Annotated in this window: 13 protein-coding genes; 5 read left to right on the plus strand and 8 right to left on the minus strand. The window is 41.8% G+C overall.

Translation table 11 applies throughout. The annotated features are described in order from the left end of the window. Positions 1-44 precede the first annotated feature (44 nt). Entirely contained in the window at positions 45-2678 is a 2634-nt protein-coding gene (locus AC4MC0_RS10500; RefSeq protein WP_490737957.1) for a Lon protease family protein, read from the plus strand. 57 nt (positions 2679-2735) lie between these two features. On the opposite strand, the gene grxD is transcribed toward AC4MC0_RS10500, so the two are convergent. After that, positions 2736-3077, minus strand: coding sequence for a Grx4 family monothiol glutaredoxin (gene grxD / locus AC4MC0_RS10505; RefSeq protein WP_004693588.1), 342 nt, complete (start codon positions 3075-3077; stop codon positions 2736-2738). A gap of 162 nt (positions 3078-3239) precedes the next feature. On the opposite strand from grxD, the gene AC4MC0_RS10510 reads away from it, so the two are divergent. Then, entirely contained in the window at positions 3240-4451 is a 1212-nt protein-coding gene (locus tag AC4MC0_RS10510; RefSeq protein WP_490737958.1) for an aspartate aminotransferase family protein, read from the plus strand. A gap of 79 nt (positions 4452-4530) precedes the next feature. Here AC4MC0_RS10510 and sohB read toward each other — a convergent pair whose 3' ends face one another. The 7 genes from sohB to AC4MC0_RS10545 all read right to left on the minus strand — a co-directional run bounded on the left by sohB (position 4531) and on the right by AC4MC0_RS10545 (position 14612). Further along, the gene (gene sohB, locus AC4MC0_RS10515; protein ID WP_279043817.1) at positions 4531-5493 is read right to left on the minus strand and encodes a protease SohB; all 963 of its coding nucleotides are present in this window, start codon (positions 5491-5493) and stop codon (positions 4531-4533) included. Positions 5494-5783: 290 nt separating this feature from the next. Continuing rightward, on the minus strand, positions 5784-6698 hold the full coding sequence (gene pstB / locus AC4MC0_RS10520; protein ID WP_279043818.1) for a phosphate ABC transporter ATP-binding protein PstB: 915 nt from the start codon (positions 6696-6698) through the stop codon (positions 5784-5786). Positions 6699-6711: 13 nt separating this feature from the next. Next, the gene (gene pstA, locus AC4MC0_RS10525) at positions 6712-8100 is read right to left on the minus strand and encodes a phosphate ABC transporter permease PstA (RefSeq protein ID WP_279043819.1); all 1389 of its coding nucleotides are present in this window, start codon (positions 8098-8100) and stop codon (positions 6712-6714) included. Then, the gene (pstC, locus tag AC4MC0_RS10530; protein ID WP_125280435.1) at positions 8100-9479 is read right to left on the minus strand and encodes a phosphate ABC transporter permease subunit PstC; all 1380 of its coding nucleotides are present in this window, start codon (positions 9477-9479) and stop codon (positions 8100-8102) included. The genes pstA and pstC overlap by 1 nt, the downstream gene beginning before the upstream one ends. 104 nt (positions 9480-9583) lie before the next feature. Then, positions 9584-10609 carry a substrate-binding domain-containing protein gene (locus AC4MC0_RS10535; protein WP_004693599.1) on the minus strand — a complete coding sequence of 342 codons (1026 nt, stop codon included), beginning with the start codon at positions 10607-10609 and terminating at the stop codon, positions 9584-9586. A gap of 1094 nt (positions 10610-11703) precedes the next feature. Beyond that, positions 11704-13236 (minus strand): pyridoxal phosphate-dependent decarboxylase family protein, encoded by a 1533-nt coding sequence (locus AC4MC0_RS10540; RefSeq protein ID WP_335998996.1) that lies wholly within the window; start codon positions 13234-13236, stop codon positions 11704-11706. A gap of 2 nt (positions 13237-13238) precedes the next feature. Then, positions 13239-14612, minus strand: a complete 1374-nt coding sequence (locus tag AC4MC0_RS10545; protein WP_279043821.1) for a diaminobutyrate--2-oxoglutarate transaminase — start codon at positions 14610-14612, stop codon at positions 13239-13241. 472 nt (positions 14613-15084) lie between these two features. On the opposite strand from AC4MC0_RS10545, the gene AC4MC0_RS10550 reads away from it, so the two are divergent. From AC4MC0_RS10550 to AC4MC0_RS10560, 3 genes are all read left to right on the plus strand, one after another. Continuing rightward, the gene (locus tag AC4MC0_RS10550; RefSeq protein WP_087528561.1) at positions 15085-15786 is read left to right on the plus strand and encodes an SIMPL domain-containing protein; all 702 of its coding nucleotides are present in this window, start codon (positions 15085-15087) and stop codon (positions 15784-15786) included. A 192-nt stretch (positions 15787-15978) separates the two neighbouring features. After that, positions 15979-18174, plus strand: a complete 2196-nt coding sequence (locus tag AC4MC0_RS10555) for a TonB-dependent receptor family protein (protein WP_491887029.1) — start codon at positions 15979-15981, stop codon at positions 18172-18174. A 128-nt stretch (positions 18175-18302) separates the two neighbouring features. Continuing rightward, on the plus strand, positions 18303-18899 hold the full coding sequence (locus AC4MC0_RS10560) for a phosphatase PAP2 family protein (RefSeq protein WP_078388996.1): 597 nt from the start codon (positions 18303-18305) through the stop codon (positions 18897-18899). Positions 18900-18944: the final 45 nt, after the last annotated feature.

An 18944-nucleotide genomic window follows, 5' to 3' on the forward strand; every position in this document is an offset into this window, starting at 1 on the left:
ATACCTTTAAGTTTCTAACGCAATCTTTAGTTTCGGATTTCAAAGTGACCCAAAAACACGATCAAATGAGCTCTTCTATATCTGTACCACCCGCATTAAATAGTCAAGAAAATCCAGAAAACAACCTTAGTTCAGCATTTGACCAACCCGAAATTCAAACGACCTTAGCAAAGACACAACTTCAAGCAGAGCAACTGACGCACACACCTGCTCTGGATAAGATTCCAGCCTCAACGCGTCGTATTAAACCGCTCAATAATTTTTTAGGGCAAGACCGCGCACGTGCTTCAGTTGAAGCAGGCATTTCCTTACCTTACTCTGGCTATAACATCTTTGCCGTAGGAACAGCTGGCTTGGGCAAGCGCACCATGGTCAAGCGTTTACTCCAGCAACACGCCAAAAATATGCCGACACCGAACGATTGGGTTTACGTTTATAATTTTAAAAGCCCACGTCAACCGATTGCTTTAGAATTACCTGCGGGTCAGGCGGTAAAATTTCAAACCATGTTACATCAAACATGGCAAACCACTTTAAAGCAACTTGAGCGCCGCTTTACTGCTGAAACCTACCACAACCGTATAGAAGCCATTCGCCAACAAACAGGTGATGTTCAGCAACAAGCATTGATTGAATTGACCCAAGAAGGTGAAGAACTCGACCTCAAACTAATCTCTCGTAATGATGAGCACTGCTTTATCCCCGTCCAGTATGTAGACGATAAAGTATTGGAAATGACGCAGGCCGACATCAATGCTTTAAGCTCTAAAGAGCGTTCTGAAATTAATGCCAATATACGCCATATGGACAAAAAACTTGAGCGTTTAGGCATGCATTTAGGCGACTTGGAGGAAGATGCCCGCGATAAAGTTCAAGTGTTGAATCGCGATATTGCCAAGCAAGTTTTATTACCTAAAGTCGAACAGTTACTGACTAAGTTTGCTGAGGTTGAAGGCTTAAAAGACTACTTAAAATATTATGCTGAAGACATTATTAACAATGTCGAGGTGGTACTCGAACAAGAAGAAGATGACTTCACGCCTGGCCTGTTTAGTCGTATCCCTTCGCGCTATCAAGCCAATGTGATTGTGTCGCATAAAACCAATGCTGGTGCACCAGTTATTTTTGAAGACTTCCCAACTCACTACAATTTGCTTGGCCACGTAGAGCAACTGACTCAACATGGCACCATTACTACAGACTTTACCTTAATCCGCCCAGGGACATTACATAAAGCCAATGGTGGTTTTTTAATGTTAGAAGCAGAACAACTGCTTGAACAGCCTTATGCATGGCAAGGTCTAAAACGTGCTTTAAAATCAGGCCAGTTAAAACTTTCTTCACTTGAACATATGTTGACACTGACAGGAAGTATCTCAATTGAACCTGAAGCAATCCCGCTTAATTTGAAAGTGGTTTTACTGGCTGAGCCTGAAATTTATTATGAAATACTCGAAGTAGAACCTGAGCTTGGCAGTGTCTTTAAAATCCGTGCCGACTTTACTGATACGTTGCAACGTAATGAAGTAAATGAACAAGCCTATATGCAGCTGATCGCAGACTATGTACAGGCCGATAAACTACTTCCTTTTGATCGATCTGCCCTTTCTGCGCTTTTGACCGACTCTAGTCGTCAAGCCGAAGATCAAAGCTCCCTATCTCTGCATGCCCTCACTTTGGGTGATTTGATTCGTGAGGCGCATCATCACGCCTTCCAATCAGGCGATAAAATGGTCTCGGATCAACACATTAATATGGCATTAGATCATCGCAAATATCGCTTAGGCTATTTACGTGAGCTCTATTGGCAGGATTTGTCACGTGGTACACAGCTCATCGAAACGCGCGGACACCGCCTCGGCCAAATTAACGCACTTTCTGTCATTCACTATGCGGATGTCGAGTTTGGCTTACCGTCACGTTTAACAGCCTCCGTGTATCAAGGCGGCGGCGATATTCTAGATATTGAGCGTAGTGTCGAGCTCGGTGGCTCTCTGCATGCGAAAGGTGTGCTATTGATGTCATCGTTCTTAAAAGCACATTTCGGGCGTGAGCAAACCCTACACTTCTCTGCCGCACTTGCCTTTGAACAAAGCTATGGTCAAGTCGATGGTGACAGTGCTACGGTTGCAGAGCTGTCTGCTTTAATCTCAGCGATTAGCCAACTCCCGATTGATCAGTCTTGGGCGATTACTGGCTCAATGAACCAATTAGGTCAAGTTCAACCAATTGGTGGTGTCAATGCGAAAATTGAAGGCTTCTTCGATGCATGTAAACTTCAAGGTTTAACTGGTAAACAAGGTGTGATTATTCCGCGTCAAAATATGCAGCATTTAATGTTACGTAAAGATGTGATTGATGCGGTTTCAAATGGCCAGTTCCACATTCATGCTATAGATACGATTGATCAAGCGCTTGAACTACTTATGGCTCGACCAGTCGGCACTTTAGACAAAAAAGGACGCTACACCAAGAAGTCCATTTATGCGGCGGTGATGGATCAGCTAGATTATTGGCAAGCCATTGAAGATGGTGCTGAGTTTGAAGAAGAGCCGAAGAAAAAGAAAAAAAAGAAGAAGGACAAAAAAAAGGCAAAAGCTGAAAAGAAGACTGTTGCAACTGAAAATGCAGCAGAACACACTTCTGAAGCTGTAAGCACTGTAACTACAGCGGATTAACACTTTCCCTCAAACAAAAAAAAGCGCCTCAATGGCGCTTTTTTTTACAACTGAAGATTAAGCTTCAGGTGCTGGACTATGCTGTTCAACTAAAGGTTGTAATTCACCTTTTTGGAACATGTCTAGAATAATGTCACTACCACCAATCAACTCACCGTTGATCCATAACTGTGGGAATGTAGGCCAGTTTGCAATTTGTGGTAACAAAGCACGAATATCTGGATTTTCAAGAATATTCACATAAGCAAACGGACGACCAATTTGACTAAGCGCTTCTACAGCACGTGCAGAGAAACCACATTGTGGAAACTGTGGGGTGCCTTTCATATAAAGAAGTACAGCGTGTTTTGCAATTTGGTCACGAATTAACGCTTCGGTATCGCGTGCTTGTTCAGTCATTGATCAATCCTCAACTAATCTAACCCGCATTATACCCAAAACGTAGAAAAACAGTATGCCTAAAGCAATATTTCGACTTTTATTTAGATTTAGGCTTTAAAACTACAAGCATAATTGCTTAATATTGGATTTCACTTACCCTCTAACAGATAAGAGTTAGTCATGAATAACATTACCCTTGCTCCTGTACAAACTGATCAACCCTCTCATTTGATGCCAGTATTTGGCCGTCAGCCGATCAGCTTTGTCCGAGGTCGAGGCTCTTATCTGTACACTGAGGATGGTACTGAATACTTTGATGCGCTAACGGGCATTGCAGTCTGTGGTTTAGGCCATGCTCATCCTGTCATTGCGGAAGCGATTGCAGAACAAGCGGCAACGCTCATTCATACCAGTAACTTGTTTGAAGTGCCTTGGCAAACGGCTGCAGCACAAAAACTTGCTGAAGTTGCTGGCATGGAAGAAGTATTCTTTTCAAACAGTGGTGCAGAATCCAATGAGGGCGCAATCAAAATTGCCCGTAAATTTGGCTACATGCAAGGCATTGCCAATCCAAAAATCATTGTTGCAGAGCACTCTTTCCATGGGCGTACCATGGCAACGTTATCGGCAACAGGCAACAAAAAAGTCCAAGAAGGCTTTGGCCCATTGGTTGAAGGTTTTATTCGTGTCCCATTCGGCGACATTGAAGCCATTGAAGAAGCCACAATTCACCATCCAGACATTGTCGCAATCTTTGTCGAACCAATTCAGGGCGAAGGTGGGGTCAACACTGCTCCGCAAGGCTTTAGCTACTTGGAAGAGATTCGTCAGATCTGTAATCAGCATAACTGGCTGATGATGTTGGACGAAGTTCAAACAGGTAATGGTCGTACGGGCGAATACTTTGCCTACCAACACACCAACATCATTCCTGATGTACTCACCACAGCCAAAGGTTTAGGCAATGGCTTCCCCATTGGTGCGGTGATGACTCAAGGTCGTGGTGTAGGCGTATTGACCGCGGGTAACCACGGTTCAACGTATAGTGGCTCAGCATTGGGTTCGCGTGTGGTGTATACCATCATCGACATTATGCAAAAAGAAAACATTGTACAAAATGCAGCTGAACAAGGCGCTTACATCGTAGAACAACTGCGTAAGCAACTTGCCGATCAAAATGTGATTGTCCGTGGCTTTGGTTTGATGATTGGTGTTGAACTACCAAAAGCATGTGGTGACTTGGTGAACATTGCTCGTGATGAATACCACACCATTATTAACGTTACTGCGGGTTCTGTGGTGCGTTTACTGCCGACCTTGAATATTACCAAAGATCAGGCGGATCAACTGATTGAACGTCTAGTGAAAATGATTAAAGCGTACTTAGCTTAAGACAAAAAAGTCTGGTTCTAAAATTGCTTTTTGCATATTTCGGAACCAGACTTTTTGAAATGAATCGGCCAACTAAATATTAAAGTTTTGGATCACGCATTTGAACCAAACTTGCATTGGTTTTAGTTAAGGTTTCTATCACTTTATTCATGACTGCTGGTACCAAGGCATCTGCCATTTGCGCAGCTTGTAAGCCTAACTTCTCACCTAAAGTCGGTTTCTTACGCGTTGAGATGACATAAACATCATGATCGGTCAGCAAATTAAGCAAATAAGCATCTGAAGTTTGTAACTGATCGACCAAATTCAAATCTAAAGCATCTTGTCCATACCAGTGCTCACCTGTCGCCACTTTCTCAACATTGAGCTGTGGACGATATTTTTCAACAAAGTGTTTAAACAACACATGCGTCTGTTGTAACTCTTCTTCAAACTTCGCCTTACCTTCTGCTGTGTTTTCACCAAACATTGTCACTGTACGTTTATATTGGCCTGCTGTGTACAGTTCAAAATCGATATTGTGTTCTTTTAGCAGACGATTAAAGTTAGGAACTTGCGCGACTACACCAATTGAACCAACAACCGCAAAAGGTGCAGCAATAATCTGATTGGCGATACATGCCATCATATAACCACCACTCGCTGCAACTTTATCGACACAGATCGTGAGATTGAAACCTGCATCACGTAAACGAACCAATTGTGCAGCAGCCAAACCATAACCATGCACCATACCGCCTGGGCTTTCTAGACGTACCACAACGCGATCACGCCCTGCTTTGGCTGTCGCTAAAATCAAGGTAATTTCTTCACGTAAACTTTCTACCGATGTTGCCGCAGTATCGCCTTTAAAATCTAGAATATAAACTTTTTGATTGGCCTTTTTACGATGACGTGACTCTTTCGCTAACTGCTGAGTCAGTTGCAGTAACTCTAGTTTAGAGGCTGTTGTTTGCGCTATTTTTTTACGTTGTTCATTAATACGCGCATTTAAATGTGTAATTCGAATTTCAGCGGGAAGTTTCGGTAAATGAAATAACATAGAAATTATATTCTCTAAAATAATACGTCGGTATATGACCTAGATTAGGTCAATGGCATTTTTTTTCAATAGCCATTTTTTGTTTTATTCTGTAATGCGTTATCTTTCACATTTAATCATTTACAAGATGAGTCAATCTCTCAGACAACACATCTTCGCATTTATTGTCCAATATGACTGCAATGCACAATGTGCATCATCATGGCTATTTAATCACTAAACCAAATGCTCGCTCATAAAAAAACAGAGCGCGTAGGCTCTGTTTTTTCAAATATTTCAAGTTGTGCGTATTAACCGAAACGACCTGTAATATAGGCTTCAGTTAACTGATGATCTGGCTGAGTGAAGACTTTCTCGGTTGAGTTCACTTCAATCAAGTCACCTAAATGGAAGTAAGCGGTACGGTCTGATACACGTGCAGCCTGTTGCATTGAGTGCGTCACGATCGCAATCGTATACTGCGTTGAAAGTTCAGAAATTAGCTCTTCCACTTTCGCTGTTGCAATAGGGTCAAGCGCTGAACATGGCTCATCCATCAGAATCACTTCAGGGCTCACCGCAATGGTACGTGCAATACATAAACGCTGCTGCTGACCACCGGACAAGCCTGTGCCCGGTTGGTTTAAACGGTCTTTGACTTCATCCCAAAGGCCCGCTTTACGTAAGCTGTTTTCTACAATTTCTTCTAAGTCATACTTATCACGCGCCAAACCATGGAGTTTAGGGCCATAAGCCACGTTATCAAAAATTGACTTTGGGAATGGGTTTGGTTTTTGGAATACCATACCTACTTGAGCGCGAAGCAGTACCACATCTAGGTTTGGGTCATAAATATCTTGATTATCCAACATCACTTTACCCGTCACACGACAGCTATCAATAGTGTCGTTCATACGGTTCAGAGTACGCAAGAAGGTCGATTTACCGCAGCCCGATGGCCCAATAAATGCAATCACTTCATTTTCGTAGATATTCAGATCAATCCCTTTAATCGCTTCAGCTTCGCCATAGTAAACATGTACATCTGTAGTGCTGAGTTTTACTTGTCCTTGTGCCTGATCTTTCTTAGCAGAAGTCTGTGTATCGAACTGCGACACAAAAGAAGTACCCTGCTGACCTGAGGTCGTATTCGGGTTTGTAAATTGAGTGTGTTCTTGATTCACTGTTTGATCCTGATCTAAGGAATTTTTAACAACGGTATTCATATTTTGCCCTCACTTACCAACGGACTTCAAATTTCTTACGTAACCAAATTGCAATACTGTTGAGTCCAATCATCATTGCAAGCAGAACAATAATCGCAGCCGCTGTACGTCCTTCGAAGAAGTTACGCAGCTCATTACCTTGCCACAAGAAAATCTGTACAGGTAAAGCACTCGATTGATCAAATGGAGTTGTAGGTACACTTGCAACAAATGCACTCATACCAATTAATAACAGCGGTGCAGTCTCACCTAATGCTTGTGCTACACCAATGATTGCACCCGTTAGAATCCCCGGTAGTGCAAGTGGTAAAACGTGATGGAATACGGTTTGTATACGTGAAGCACCTAGCCCTAAAGCTGCCTGACGAATTGATGGTGGTACAGCTTTCAACGATGCACGTGTCGTAATAATCACCGTTGGTAATGTCATTAAACTCAGCACCAAACCACCGACCAATGGTGCGGAAAGCGGTAAATGCATCCAACCAATAAAGATCGCAGCACCGAGCAAACCAAAGACAATTGATGGTACAGCGGCAAGGTTGTTAATGTTGACTTCAATGACGTCTGTGATCCAGTTTTTAGGCGCAAATTCTTCAAGATAAATTGCAGATGCCACACCAATTGGAATCGAAATAATGATCACGATCAGCATCATGAACAGCGACCCCATGAATGCCCCTGCTAAACCTGAAGTTGCAGGAGAACTACGAGAGTCTGGACTGACAAAAATGTTGGTATTAAAAGTATTTTCCATTACCCCTGAAGCTTTCATTTCATCGGCAAGTTGACGAACTTCTGGGCTCAACTGTTGCTGTTCATCAGGCAAACTACGGTCAATATTTCCTGCGAGCCACACATCAACGTTTGCATCAGCAAGCACTTTAATGTCTTCCTTCTTACCGACCAATGATGGATCTTTCATCACCATATCACGTAAGCGATATGCTTCAGAACTAGTGTACAAAGAAGCTAAGTCATCTCGTTTAGAAGCAAGTGCTGGATCTTTTGCAATCATGGCATTCACAATTAAAGCATCCCAATCCACCATACCCATTTCAGTTTGCCAAGCAATAAAACGCTCTTCAAACTGTGCTGGAGATTCACCTGCACGCTGTACAGGTTTTGCACCTGTCGTAATAATGGCAGGGTCAAAGTACACGGGTAAACTCATGCTACTTTGCCAAAAAGCAGGTAAGCCTTTCGATAAAATACTGCCAAAAAGTAGCGCGACAAAGAATAAACCTGCAATCACTGCTGAGAAACCAAAGAAACGAAAGGTTTTTTCTTTACGGTGACGTTTTGCCAATGAATTACTGATCGTTTGCTTACGCTTTTCTCGTAATTCTGCCGCATGTTGTGGATCAAATACTTGATCTGCTGTGCTATTAGAAGTCGTCATTAGTCGTATTGCTCACGATATTTACGCACGATGTACAGTGCAACAATGTTCAAACCAAGCGTAATTACAAAGAGTGTCAGACCTAGTGCAAATGCCACCAAAGCTTGCGGGCTTGCAAAGTCAGTATCACCTGTCAATTGGTTTACGATGGTAATGGTCACAGTTGAAATGGCTTCAAGTGGATTGGCATGCAATAAAGGACTGTTCCCTGCTGCAAGCACCACAATCATGGTCTCACCGATGGCACGTGACGCTGCAAGCAAGAACGCGCCGATAATGCCCGGAAGTGCTGCAGGTATCACCACCTGACGAATGGTTTCAGACTTTGTCGCACCCAAACCTAATGAGCCATCACGTAATGCACGTGGCACCTGCGTGATAATGTCATCAGACAGCGATGAAACGAAAGGAATAATCATGATCCCCATGACGAAACCAGCAGTGAGTGCGCTGGTTGCGTTGATGTGTAAACCAACGGATTCGCCAAGCATTTTAAAGAATGGGCCAATGATCATCAGTGCAAATACACCGTAAACAATGGTTGGAATCCCTGCGAGCACTTCAATAGTTGGTTTTGCCCATGAGCGAAACCCAGAAGATGCATATTCAGCAAGATAGATCGCGATCATTAATCCCACAGGGACTGCAACCAAGAGTGCAATACCACTGACCATTAAGGTACCCCAAAGTAATGGCAGTAAGCCGTAGCTTCCTTCTGCATTACCAGAGGTACTAAAGCCTGGGTTCCATTCTGTACCGAAGAAAAAGTCGAGTGGACTCACGAAGTGGAAGAATCGCATCGCTTCGCTGAACATCGACATCACGATACCAATCGTGGTTAGAATCGCGACACCAGAACAGAGCGCAAGTGCAACATTAATGGTTTTCTCAACTTGGTTACGAGCGCGGAACTGAGTTGCAATGCGTTTTTTTGCAGCGACTAAACCTGCCAGTGCCGCACAAATCACCACTGCAATTTTGGCAAATGTACCAATGCTTTGAAACTTCGCCAGTTGCTCCGCAGCAGCAAGCTCATACGCGGCTGGTGTATCTGTTACACCAAAACCTGAAGCAATCGCTTCCACACGGTTGATCAACACATCCGTACTAGCAGCATCTAAGGTTGCAGCGACTTGTGCTGGCACGTGATTTAGTACCACATGATTCAAAACATTTGGTTCAACAATATTCCAAACAATCAAAATTAAAAAAGCAGGGATACCACACCACAAAGCCACTAACGCACCGTAATACCCCGGACGTGAGTGTAATTTTGCAGAATTATTTCCCTTACCTGCTAAGTTACGGCTCTGGCTTAAGCCCATTTGATAGGCTATGGCGATCAGTGCCAATAACACACCTATAAGTAGCAGATTCATGTATTCTCCACGGTTCTTTCAATTTTCATTATTTGAAAAAACTTAATCCTAGTAAAAAACGTCAAAGGTAGGACTTGCCTACCGTTGACTGTTTCTACGCTTAATTACTTAACCGCTTTGCCTGCTTTGAAGTTCGCAAGAACTGCTGCACGCTCTTTGTCTGACATTGAGATCAAACCAGCACGCTCAAGCTTAGAACCTTTACCTGATACTTTCTTGCTGATGAAGTATTCCGTGTATTCTTTTAAGCCTTTGATTGATTTCAAATGCTCACCCTTCACGTAGAAGAATAGTGGGCGAGAAACTGGGTATGAACCATTCAAAATTGTCTTTTCAGATGGTGCAACATTGTTCACTGTAGCTACGCGTAACTTGTCTCGGTTTTGGTCGTAGAAACCTAAACCAAACACACCTACTGCGCTAGGCGAGGTTTTTAAGCGCGCTAAAGTTTCAGTGTAGTCACCCGCAATCTCAATCACTTTGCCGTCTTTACGGAAAGTTGAACATGCTTTCTTTTGTGCATCTTTATCCATTGCCTTGATTGCTGCATAAGTTTCGCAGCCTGCATCAACCATTTTTTCTTGGAACACTTCACGTGTACCGTGGTTTGATGCTGGAATCACTAAAGTGATTGGTTCATTTGGAAGGCTTTTGTCAATTTGGTTCCAACGTGTATATGGGTTTGCAACCATTTTACCGTTAGATGGTAACTGCGCTGCTAAAGCTGCATAGACGTGCTGTGGACGTAATTTGTATGCTGCTTTGCTTGCATTTGAAGCGAACACAATACCGTCATAACCAATTTTGATTTCGATCACTTGGTTGACACCAGCTTTCTTACAAGCAGCTAATTCTGTATCTTTAATTTTACGAGATGCGTTTGCGATATCAATTGTGTTATCACCCACACCATTACAGAACTGTTTTAAGCCACCTGAAGAACCGCCAGAACCAACAACGGGTGCTTTAAATTGTGGGAAAGTATTACCAAATTCTTCAGCAACAATACTTGCATATGGTAAAACTGTTGAAGAACCCGCAATTTGGATTGTGTCACGAGCTGCATTTGCCGTGGTTGCTACAGCTGCCCCAGAAACTACTACTGCAAGTGCGATATGGTTTAAGCGCATATTTGTTATCTCACATATTAAACATTTTGGAGTACGCCACTTTTTATTCAGTCTTGTACTTTTTTGGATAACTGCATTTTGATTTCAGAATATGACAAGCAAGTTACAGCATTGTGACACTTTCATGATGTTTATTTTTATTTGTCCATGATTCGTTACACTTTGTTCAATTTCACCCACTCTAAACACGTAAAGAATTTTTCTTATTTCGATATACCGAGAGTGCATAATTCATTTTACATCAACATCTTTTACGCTTTTATAAAAAATAAAACACATTTAGAATCAATACATAAAGCAAAAAAGAACTCCATAGACTTTGATTTCTTTAACATTGAATAGCCCTTCTAATCTATAAAAATTTGCGTATACCCATATGCAGAATCCATATAAATTTTCGCCATTTGTCAGAATTTCATAACCCATAAATGACAAATGAGTGGAGTAATATTTAGAAAATTGAGCGTCATTTAGGTCTTAATTTTTACCTTTTATCCCCCATTTATTTCTTAGAAATTAGCATACTCATCTTGAATACAAGAGCCAATTTATGACTTTTAGACTCAGGTACCTTTCTTATTTTTAGAAATATTTGTCCGAATAATGGGTATTTCTGACGATACCGCTTTATCTTTTTTCTAAAAGATAGCTCAATGAAGGAGATTTTGGGCTTCATCTACCCTTTACTGCCGCCTTAACCTTTCATTTTTCGTAAGAAGCTTGACAAGTCATATGAATGCGGCTTTTCCCATGAGCGCTAGCCAAACACATTTATTTACCCCAAATTGCCGTGATTATGACAAGGACTTGCCTGTCGTGCAGGTCATACCTTTAACTTAAAAATTCATGAAGAAAATCATTTGCCTATTGAAAATCAAAAGCCCGAATATTTAGCTTTAGTCTTAACTATTGAAGTTCATTTTCCTGAAAATCATAGTTCAAGCAGATATCGAAAACTACTTCATAGAAAACCAAAGCATCTCCAACATAATTAAAATTAGATGCTTAGCCAATAGATGTTATGCATTTTAATATTTACAACATATAAAAAAAGGAGCTGATATCAGCTCCTTTTTTTTAACACAAACAATCGATTAAGCAATTGCAGGTGTATAGGTTCCATCTGCGATTGGACCTTTGATACGATCCGCTTCTGCAAGGACAAGACCAAGCAGGTTCTTCACGTTATCTAAAGTCGCAACTGGACTTAAAGTCGTCATTTTCAAAGATTGATTTTGACCCACTTTAGTGACACCAATATTCGCTTCACCACGTGCAAACAATTCGTCTGCAACGTTTTGGTTTAAGGTATCAAGCAATTCTACTGGATAGCCTTCTGGAACCACACGGAACAATACAGATGCAAATTGTGGATCAACCAACATCTCTAAACCAGCAGCTGCATTGATATAATCAGCAACGTCACGAGTTAAAGTAACGCCGTGGTCAATCATAGAGCCATACAGTTCTTCACCCAAGGCTTCAACAGTCATCCAAAGCTTTAACGCATCGAAACGACGTGTTGTTTGAAGTGACTTAGACACGAGGTTAGGCACGCCATGCTCTTCGTCATAAGCAGAGTTTAAATACTCAGCTTCATAGTGCATGAAACGATAGTTCGCTTCGTCTTTTAACAAGAACGCACCACAAGAGATGGTTTGGAAGTAATGCTTATGGAAATCCAGCGTAATTGAGTCAGAAAGCTCAATACCATCCAACATATCGCGATGATTGTTCGATAAGATTAAAGCACCGCCCCATGCCGCATCGATGTGCATCCACGCGCCATATTTGTTGGTGATTTCACGAATTTGCTTCAGTGGATCAATTGCACCTGCATCGGTCGTACCCGCAGTTGCAACCACACACGCCACAATCTTACCTTCAGCTTGAAGGTGAGCCATGGTTTTTTCAAGTGCATCCACATCCATCTGCGCGTTCTCGTTCACAGGAACGGTCACGACTGATTGGAAGCCCATGCCCATCATCGCCATGTTCTTTTGCACAGAGAAGTGTGCATTTTCAGAACAAATGACTTTGACGTTGCGCATCGCATCGCCTGGCACGCCATCACGCTGTACAGACCACGGATTACCGTTTTCGTCTTTCCAGTTTTTCGCAATACATGCATCACGTGCAAGCAGTACACCCATCAAGTTTGACTGTGTACCACCAGAAGTGAACACACCAGCTTGACCTGCACCATAACCCACTTTTTGACGAAGCCAGTCAATCAACTGAACTTCCATCAATGAACCTGCAGGACTTTGGTCCCAAGAATCCATCGATTGATTCGTTGCATTAATCAGCACTTCAGCAATTTGACTAGTCACCATAGTTGGGCAGTGCAAATGCGCGAGCGAGTGCGGGTGATGGACTTTTAAGCTTTTGTTTAAGAAAAGCTCAACCATACGTTCAAGTGACTTTTGTACACCCAAACCTTCTTTAGAAGGATTAAATGCAATCGCGCTGCGTAGCTCTTTAATGCTACCACCTGTGTACATTTTGTCATTTTGCAACCATGCTGCAACTGCTTTAGTCGCTTGGTCCATTGCTGACGAATAGTCAGCAATGGATGCAGCATCATTGCAGAGTAACGCCTTACGGTGTTCTGCAAAATCAACCATGATTACGCGCCTCGAGTTGCAACAAGTGCTTCAGCAATTGCTTTCTTAAAGCGAACAATTACTTCTTCACATTCAGCTTGAGTGATAATAAGTGGGCAAAGTAAACGAATCACTGTACCGTTACGACCGCCTTTTTCTAACAATAACTTGTTGTTAAAGCATGCCGCTTGAATCGCTGCTGCCAGTTGACCATCTGCAGGTAAAGAACCCATATGATCCGCTGGTTTACGCTCATCAACAATTTCAACACCAATCATCAAACCACGACCACGCACGTTACCGATACATGGGAACTCTTGAGCAAGCTTTTTAAATTCAGCTTGTAAGAAATCACCACGTTCTTGTGCATTTTGCGCAAGGTTTTGTTCTTTGATGGTTTTGATCGTTGCAAGACCAGTACCCATTGCCAATTGGTTACCACGGAAAGTACCCGTGTGGCCTGCTGGCTGCCAAGCATCAAACTTACGTTTAATGCCCAATACAGCAAGCGGTAAGCTACCACCAACGGCTTTAGACATGACAACAACGTCAGGTTCAATACCCGCATGTTCAAATGCGAACATTTTGCCTGAACGTGCAAAGCCTGCTTGAACTTCGTCAAGAATCAACACAATGTTATGTTTTTCAGTCACTTCGCGGATTTTTTTCAACCATTTGGTTGGCGCTGTGACCACACCGCCTTCACCTTGAATTGCTTCAAGAATGACAGCCGCTGGCTTGGTTACACCACTTTCAACATCTTCAATGAAGTTTTCAAAGAAATATGTCAATGCATCCACACCCGCTTCACCACCTAAACCAAGTGGGCAACGGTATTCATGCGGATACGGCATAAATTGAACGCCTGGCATTAAACCATTTACAGCATTTTTCGCAGACAGGTTACCTGTCATTGCAAGAGCGCCGTGCGTCATACCATGGTAACCACCAGAGAAACTAATCACTGTGCTACGACCGGTATACGTCTTCGCTAATTTAATTGCTGCTTCCGTGCCATCTGCACCAGATGGACCACAGAACTGTAGACAATACTCTTCCTTACCGCCTGGTAATTGTTCAAGTAATGCTTCAGTAAATGCATCTTTTAAAGGTGTCGTTAAATCCAAAGTATGTAAAGGAAGACCACTTGCAAGTGTATCTTGAATACTTTGAATTACCGCAGGATGATTATGGCCCAAAGCCAATGTTCCTGCCCCAGCTAAACAATCGAGGTACTTTGTACCTTCAACATCAGTAACCCAGCAGCCTAATGCTTTGGCTATCGCTAACGGTAATTTCCGTGGATAGCTACGAACATTGGATTCCATCTGACTTTGGCGAGTCAAATAGTATTCGTTAGTAGTATTAGTGGCAGGGTTTACAGAAGAAACGCTCATATCGAATTACCATCTCTGATATGGGTTGAAAGAAATAAGTCGGGTGACTTTTGGTCCTTTGACTCGGCGCTTTATAAATCTAGTCAGATAGCGTTTGGATACTTCATAACTAGGAGGCGGATGATACAGAAATTTTCAATAAAATAAACAGCTTTTGGATATTATCTGCCAGAAATTTACTAAAAAAATATATCATGCCAAAGCATAGCTTAAATTATCCTCTTCTAGTGTGACAACGTAAAGAATAGACGATGAATTTATTTATTTTTCAACTTCACCACAAAATTTCAAAATACTCACCCTGGTCAAAAAATAAGTTTTTGAAATAAATCACTTTATCTAGGTTTTTCTGAAAAATATCTTGTACCTTTTTTTACAATCGAACCACAATATTTTCGCAAATTCACCACAAATTGGCTTTAAGCTTTTTACAAATGTTGCAAAACTCCTCCTAAATAAAAAAGGAATAAAAATGCGTCAATTCTTCATCCCAGCAATCGCTCTTAGTGCTTTATTTAGCTCAGCAGTTTTTGCTCAGTCTGAGAACCAATTGAACTACAATATTGTCAATGTTCAGGCAGAGGCAACACGCCAAGTATCCAACGATTTAATGAATGCAACGCTTTACATTGAACGTAGTAATAAACAACCTGCTGAACTCGCAACACAAATTACGCAGCTCATGAATCAAGCCACAGCTTTAGCTCGTAAATATCCAAGCGTAAAAGTCGAAACGGGTTCTCAATCCACCTACCCTATTTACAACGATGACAACCAAAAGTTAAAAGAATGGCGTGGTCGTGCTGAAATTAATTTAGAAAGTACCGATTTTAAAGCGGCGAGCCAGTTAATTGGTGAGCTACAGCAAAACTTCCAAACCCAGTCAATCGGTTTTAGTGTATCTGACACACAACGTAAGAAAGTGGAAAATGAGCTAATTATTGAAGCATCGAAAAACTTTCAACAGCGTGCGCAATCGTTAGCGCAAGCATGGAGTAAGTCAGGCTATAACTTGGTTAACTTAAACATTAATACCAGCAATTACTACCCTCGCCCAGTCATGATGCGTGCAGAAAGTGCGAAATTTGCAGCAGCTGATGCACCAATGCAAGATGTTGCAGGCGGTGAATCTAAAATCACTGTGAATGCAAATGGTACTGTTCAACTTAAATAACAGATTTCATTCAAATTCATCTAAAAAGCCATGTTAAACATGGCTTTTTTATTGTGTGCTCTATTAAGAAGACTTTAATTCGCCTATTAATTTTGCGTTTTAATTGCAATAAGTGATAATGGTTATTATTTGATTTCATCAAAGTTCAGCATATGATAGCCGCGCTATTTATTATGGATTGCGCACAAAAGAATGATTTCATCACGTCTTCATCTGCAGGATCGCAGATTATTCAAAGCCAAACAACTCAGTATTGCGATTGGACTTTCTATGAGCTGCTTGACCTATGCACAAGCGGAAGAACTCACTGAAGCAGCGAGCAACAATGTGCTTCCGACCATCAAACTTGAAGCACAAGGCAACTGGTTAGAAGATGCCAATGCAGAGAAAGTGCAAAAGCATGCAGGCGCCCGTACGATTATTAATCGCAATCGCTTAGATGAAGTTGCTGCGACTTCAATTAAAGATGCCCTGAAGCAAGTGCCTGGTGTTCAAGTTCAAGAAAATAATGGTACTGGTGGCAGTGATGTTTCACTCAATATTGGTGTCCGTGGTTTAGCCTCTCGTTTATCGCCTCGTTCTACTGTACTGCTTGATGGTGTTCCGCTATCATTTGCGCCTTATGGACAACCTCAGCTTTCTCTAGCACCAGTATCATTAGGCAATATTGAATCTGTGGATGTGGTTCGTGGAGCAGGTTCTGTACGTTTTGGGCCGCAGAACGTTGGCGGTATCATTAATTTTGCAACTCGCTCGATTCCTCAAGAGTTTGCAGGTAATGTCAGCCTAACGACCGAATATGCTTCGGGTACAGATCAAGTTAAATATAGCCCGAACCTATTTGTAGGCGGAACCTTAGATAATGGTTTAGCCCTTGCTCTGCTATATTCGGGTACAAAAGGTGATGGCTACCGTGAAGCCAATAATAAAACTGACATTGACGATGTCATGTTAAAAACGGCCTATCAAATTACAGATGCGGATGCGATTGCTTTAAACCTACATCACTATGAAGGTTATGGTGAAATGCCTGAAGGCTTGACTGCCGAAAAATATGCGCAAAACCCTTATCAGTCAAATAAGTCACGTAATTATTTCTCTGGCCGCCGCTCAGATGTGTCATTCCGTTATACCCATCAAGATGAAAAAAATAACTTTGAATTACTGACGTATTATATTGACTCATTTCGCACGAGTGACTTAGAGACAGATGTTAGTGCGACCACTTCGCGTATGGATACCTCTCCACGCGACTACAAAGTTTTTGCCATTGAACCACGCTGGTCTCGTGCATACCAATTAGGTAACTCAAATAGCGAATTCACTATCGGCTACCGTTATTTAGATGAAGATAGTTCTGAGTTCTCAGGTCGTTCATCGACATATGCATTGAATGCACCTGTGACCGAAATTAAAGCACGTACCACGAGTGAAGGTGGCACTAAAGCACATGCGATTTATGCAGATAACCGCTTCGATTTAGGTAACTGGGTCATCACACCGGGTCTACGTTTTGAATCAATTGAAACACATAACAATTTTACTGCCTATAACCAAGGCGTTGCAGTTAATACCATTTCACCCAAAATTGATTCAGATGAGTTTTTACCCAGCCTATCGGTTATGTATAAAGCGACAGACAATTGGAACATTTTTGCCAATGCGGGCGTTTCATTCGCCCTACAGCAATACAACCAATTGGCACGTTTAGAAGGTGGGGTTGCGCAAAGCACAACTGATGGCTTACATCCTGAAAAGTCCAATAACTATGAAATTGGGACGAAGTATTTAGGCAATGGTCTAAATGCAGAATTAACCGCGTTTTATTTAGACTTCAAAAAAGAGTTAATTTTAGAACGTGATGCCCAGAACAATGGCATTTGGACAGACTTAGGCGCAACCAGCCACAAAGGTGTAGAACTTGGTCTGGCTTATGACTTTGCTTATTTGACCGATGCGCTTGAGGGCTTAAAACTCTATAGCAACTACACGTTCACCAAAGCTGTGGCTGAAGCAGGTGACTTTGAAGACAAAGACCTTCCTTTCTACTCACGCCATACAGCAAATGTTGGTTTAGGCTATAAAGTGAATCAATGGAGCGTCAATGCAGATATGTTTGCCCAATCTAAGCAGCATTCTCCAGGTTCGGGTGATACCTATCAAACTGACGAATCGGCTGATGGAAAATTAGGTGATATTCCAGGTTATTCCACTTTTGCCGTGCGTACAGCCTATGACTTTGGTGAGCAATTCCACGGTTTAAAAATCGCGGGTGGCGTTAAAAACGTGTTTGATAAACAATATTTCACACGTTCTACTGACTCAACAGGTGGAAAATATGTAGGGCAACCACGTACCTTCTACCTTCAAACGTCATTTGATTTCTAAACCAGAAAGCCAATTCGTTCAAGCACATTGAACTGTTAAAAAAGACTACATTTTTGTGGTCTTTTTTATTTTAACAATATGACAAAATTATGACTCTCTTTCGTACTTGATAAACACAATCCACTTTCATGACTCTTTCAGAACTTAATTTATCGCTTTTTTCATGGATTAATGCTTCTCCTGAAGCCAGTAATACCAGCATTCATTTTGCCATATTCATCGCCAATGACCTGCTCTATTGCATGATTTTACTGTTTGCTTGGTTTTGGCTACGTGGTAACTACGACACTAAAAAACAGATATTGAAGGCGTTTATTTTTACCAGCATTGCCATTTTGATCAGCCAATGTATTTCTCATGTGTATTATCACCCGCGGCCTTTTGTCATGGAGGTCGGACGCACTCTCATTTACCATGCACCCAATGGCTCTTTCCCAAGTGACCATATGTTGATTTTTAGCAGTATCGCCTTTTCTTATCTATTCTCTGCGCAGCGTAAACTGGGAATTTTTCTCTTGATTATGGCTTGGCTGGTTGCATGGTCACGTGTCTATCTTGGTGTGCACTTCCCTTTAGATATGCTCGGGGCTTTTCTATTGGCTTTTGCCTTAAACTTCTTTGGATTAAAGCTTTGGAATCTCTATAAAGATAAAATCATGCAATGGGCACTCACCATTCACTTTTACTTATTTAAGCCCCTCATTCAAAAAGGCTATATCAAATAACTTTTGCTTTAAAACAAAAAATCCCGCTCGAAAGCGGGATTTTTT

Source organism: Acinetobacter sp. CAU_H_S139_7, assembly GCF_058599305.1.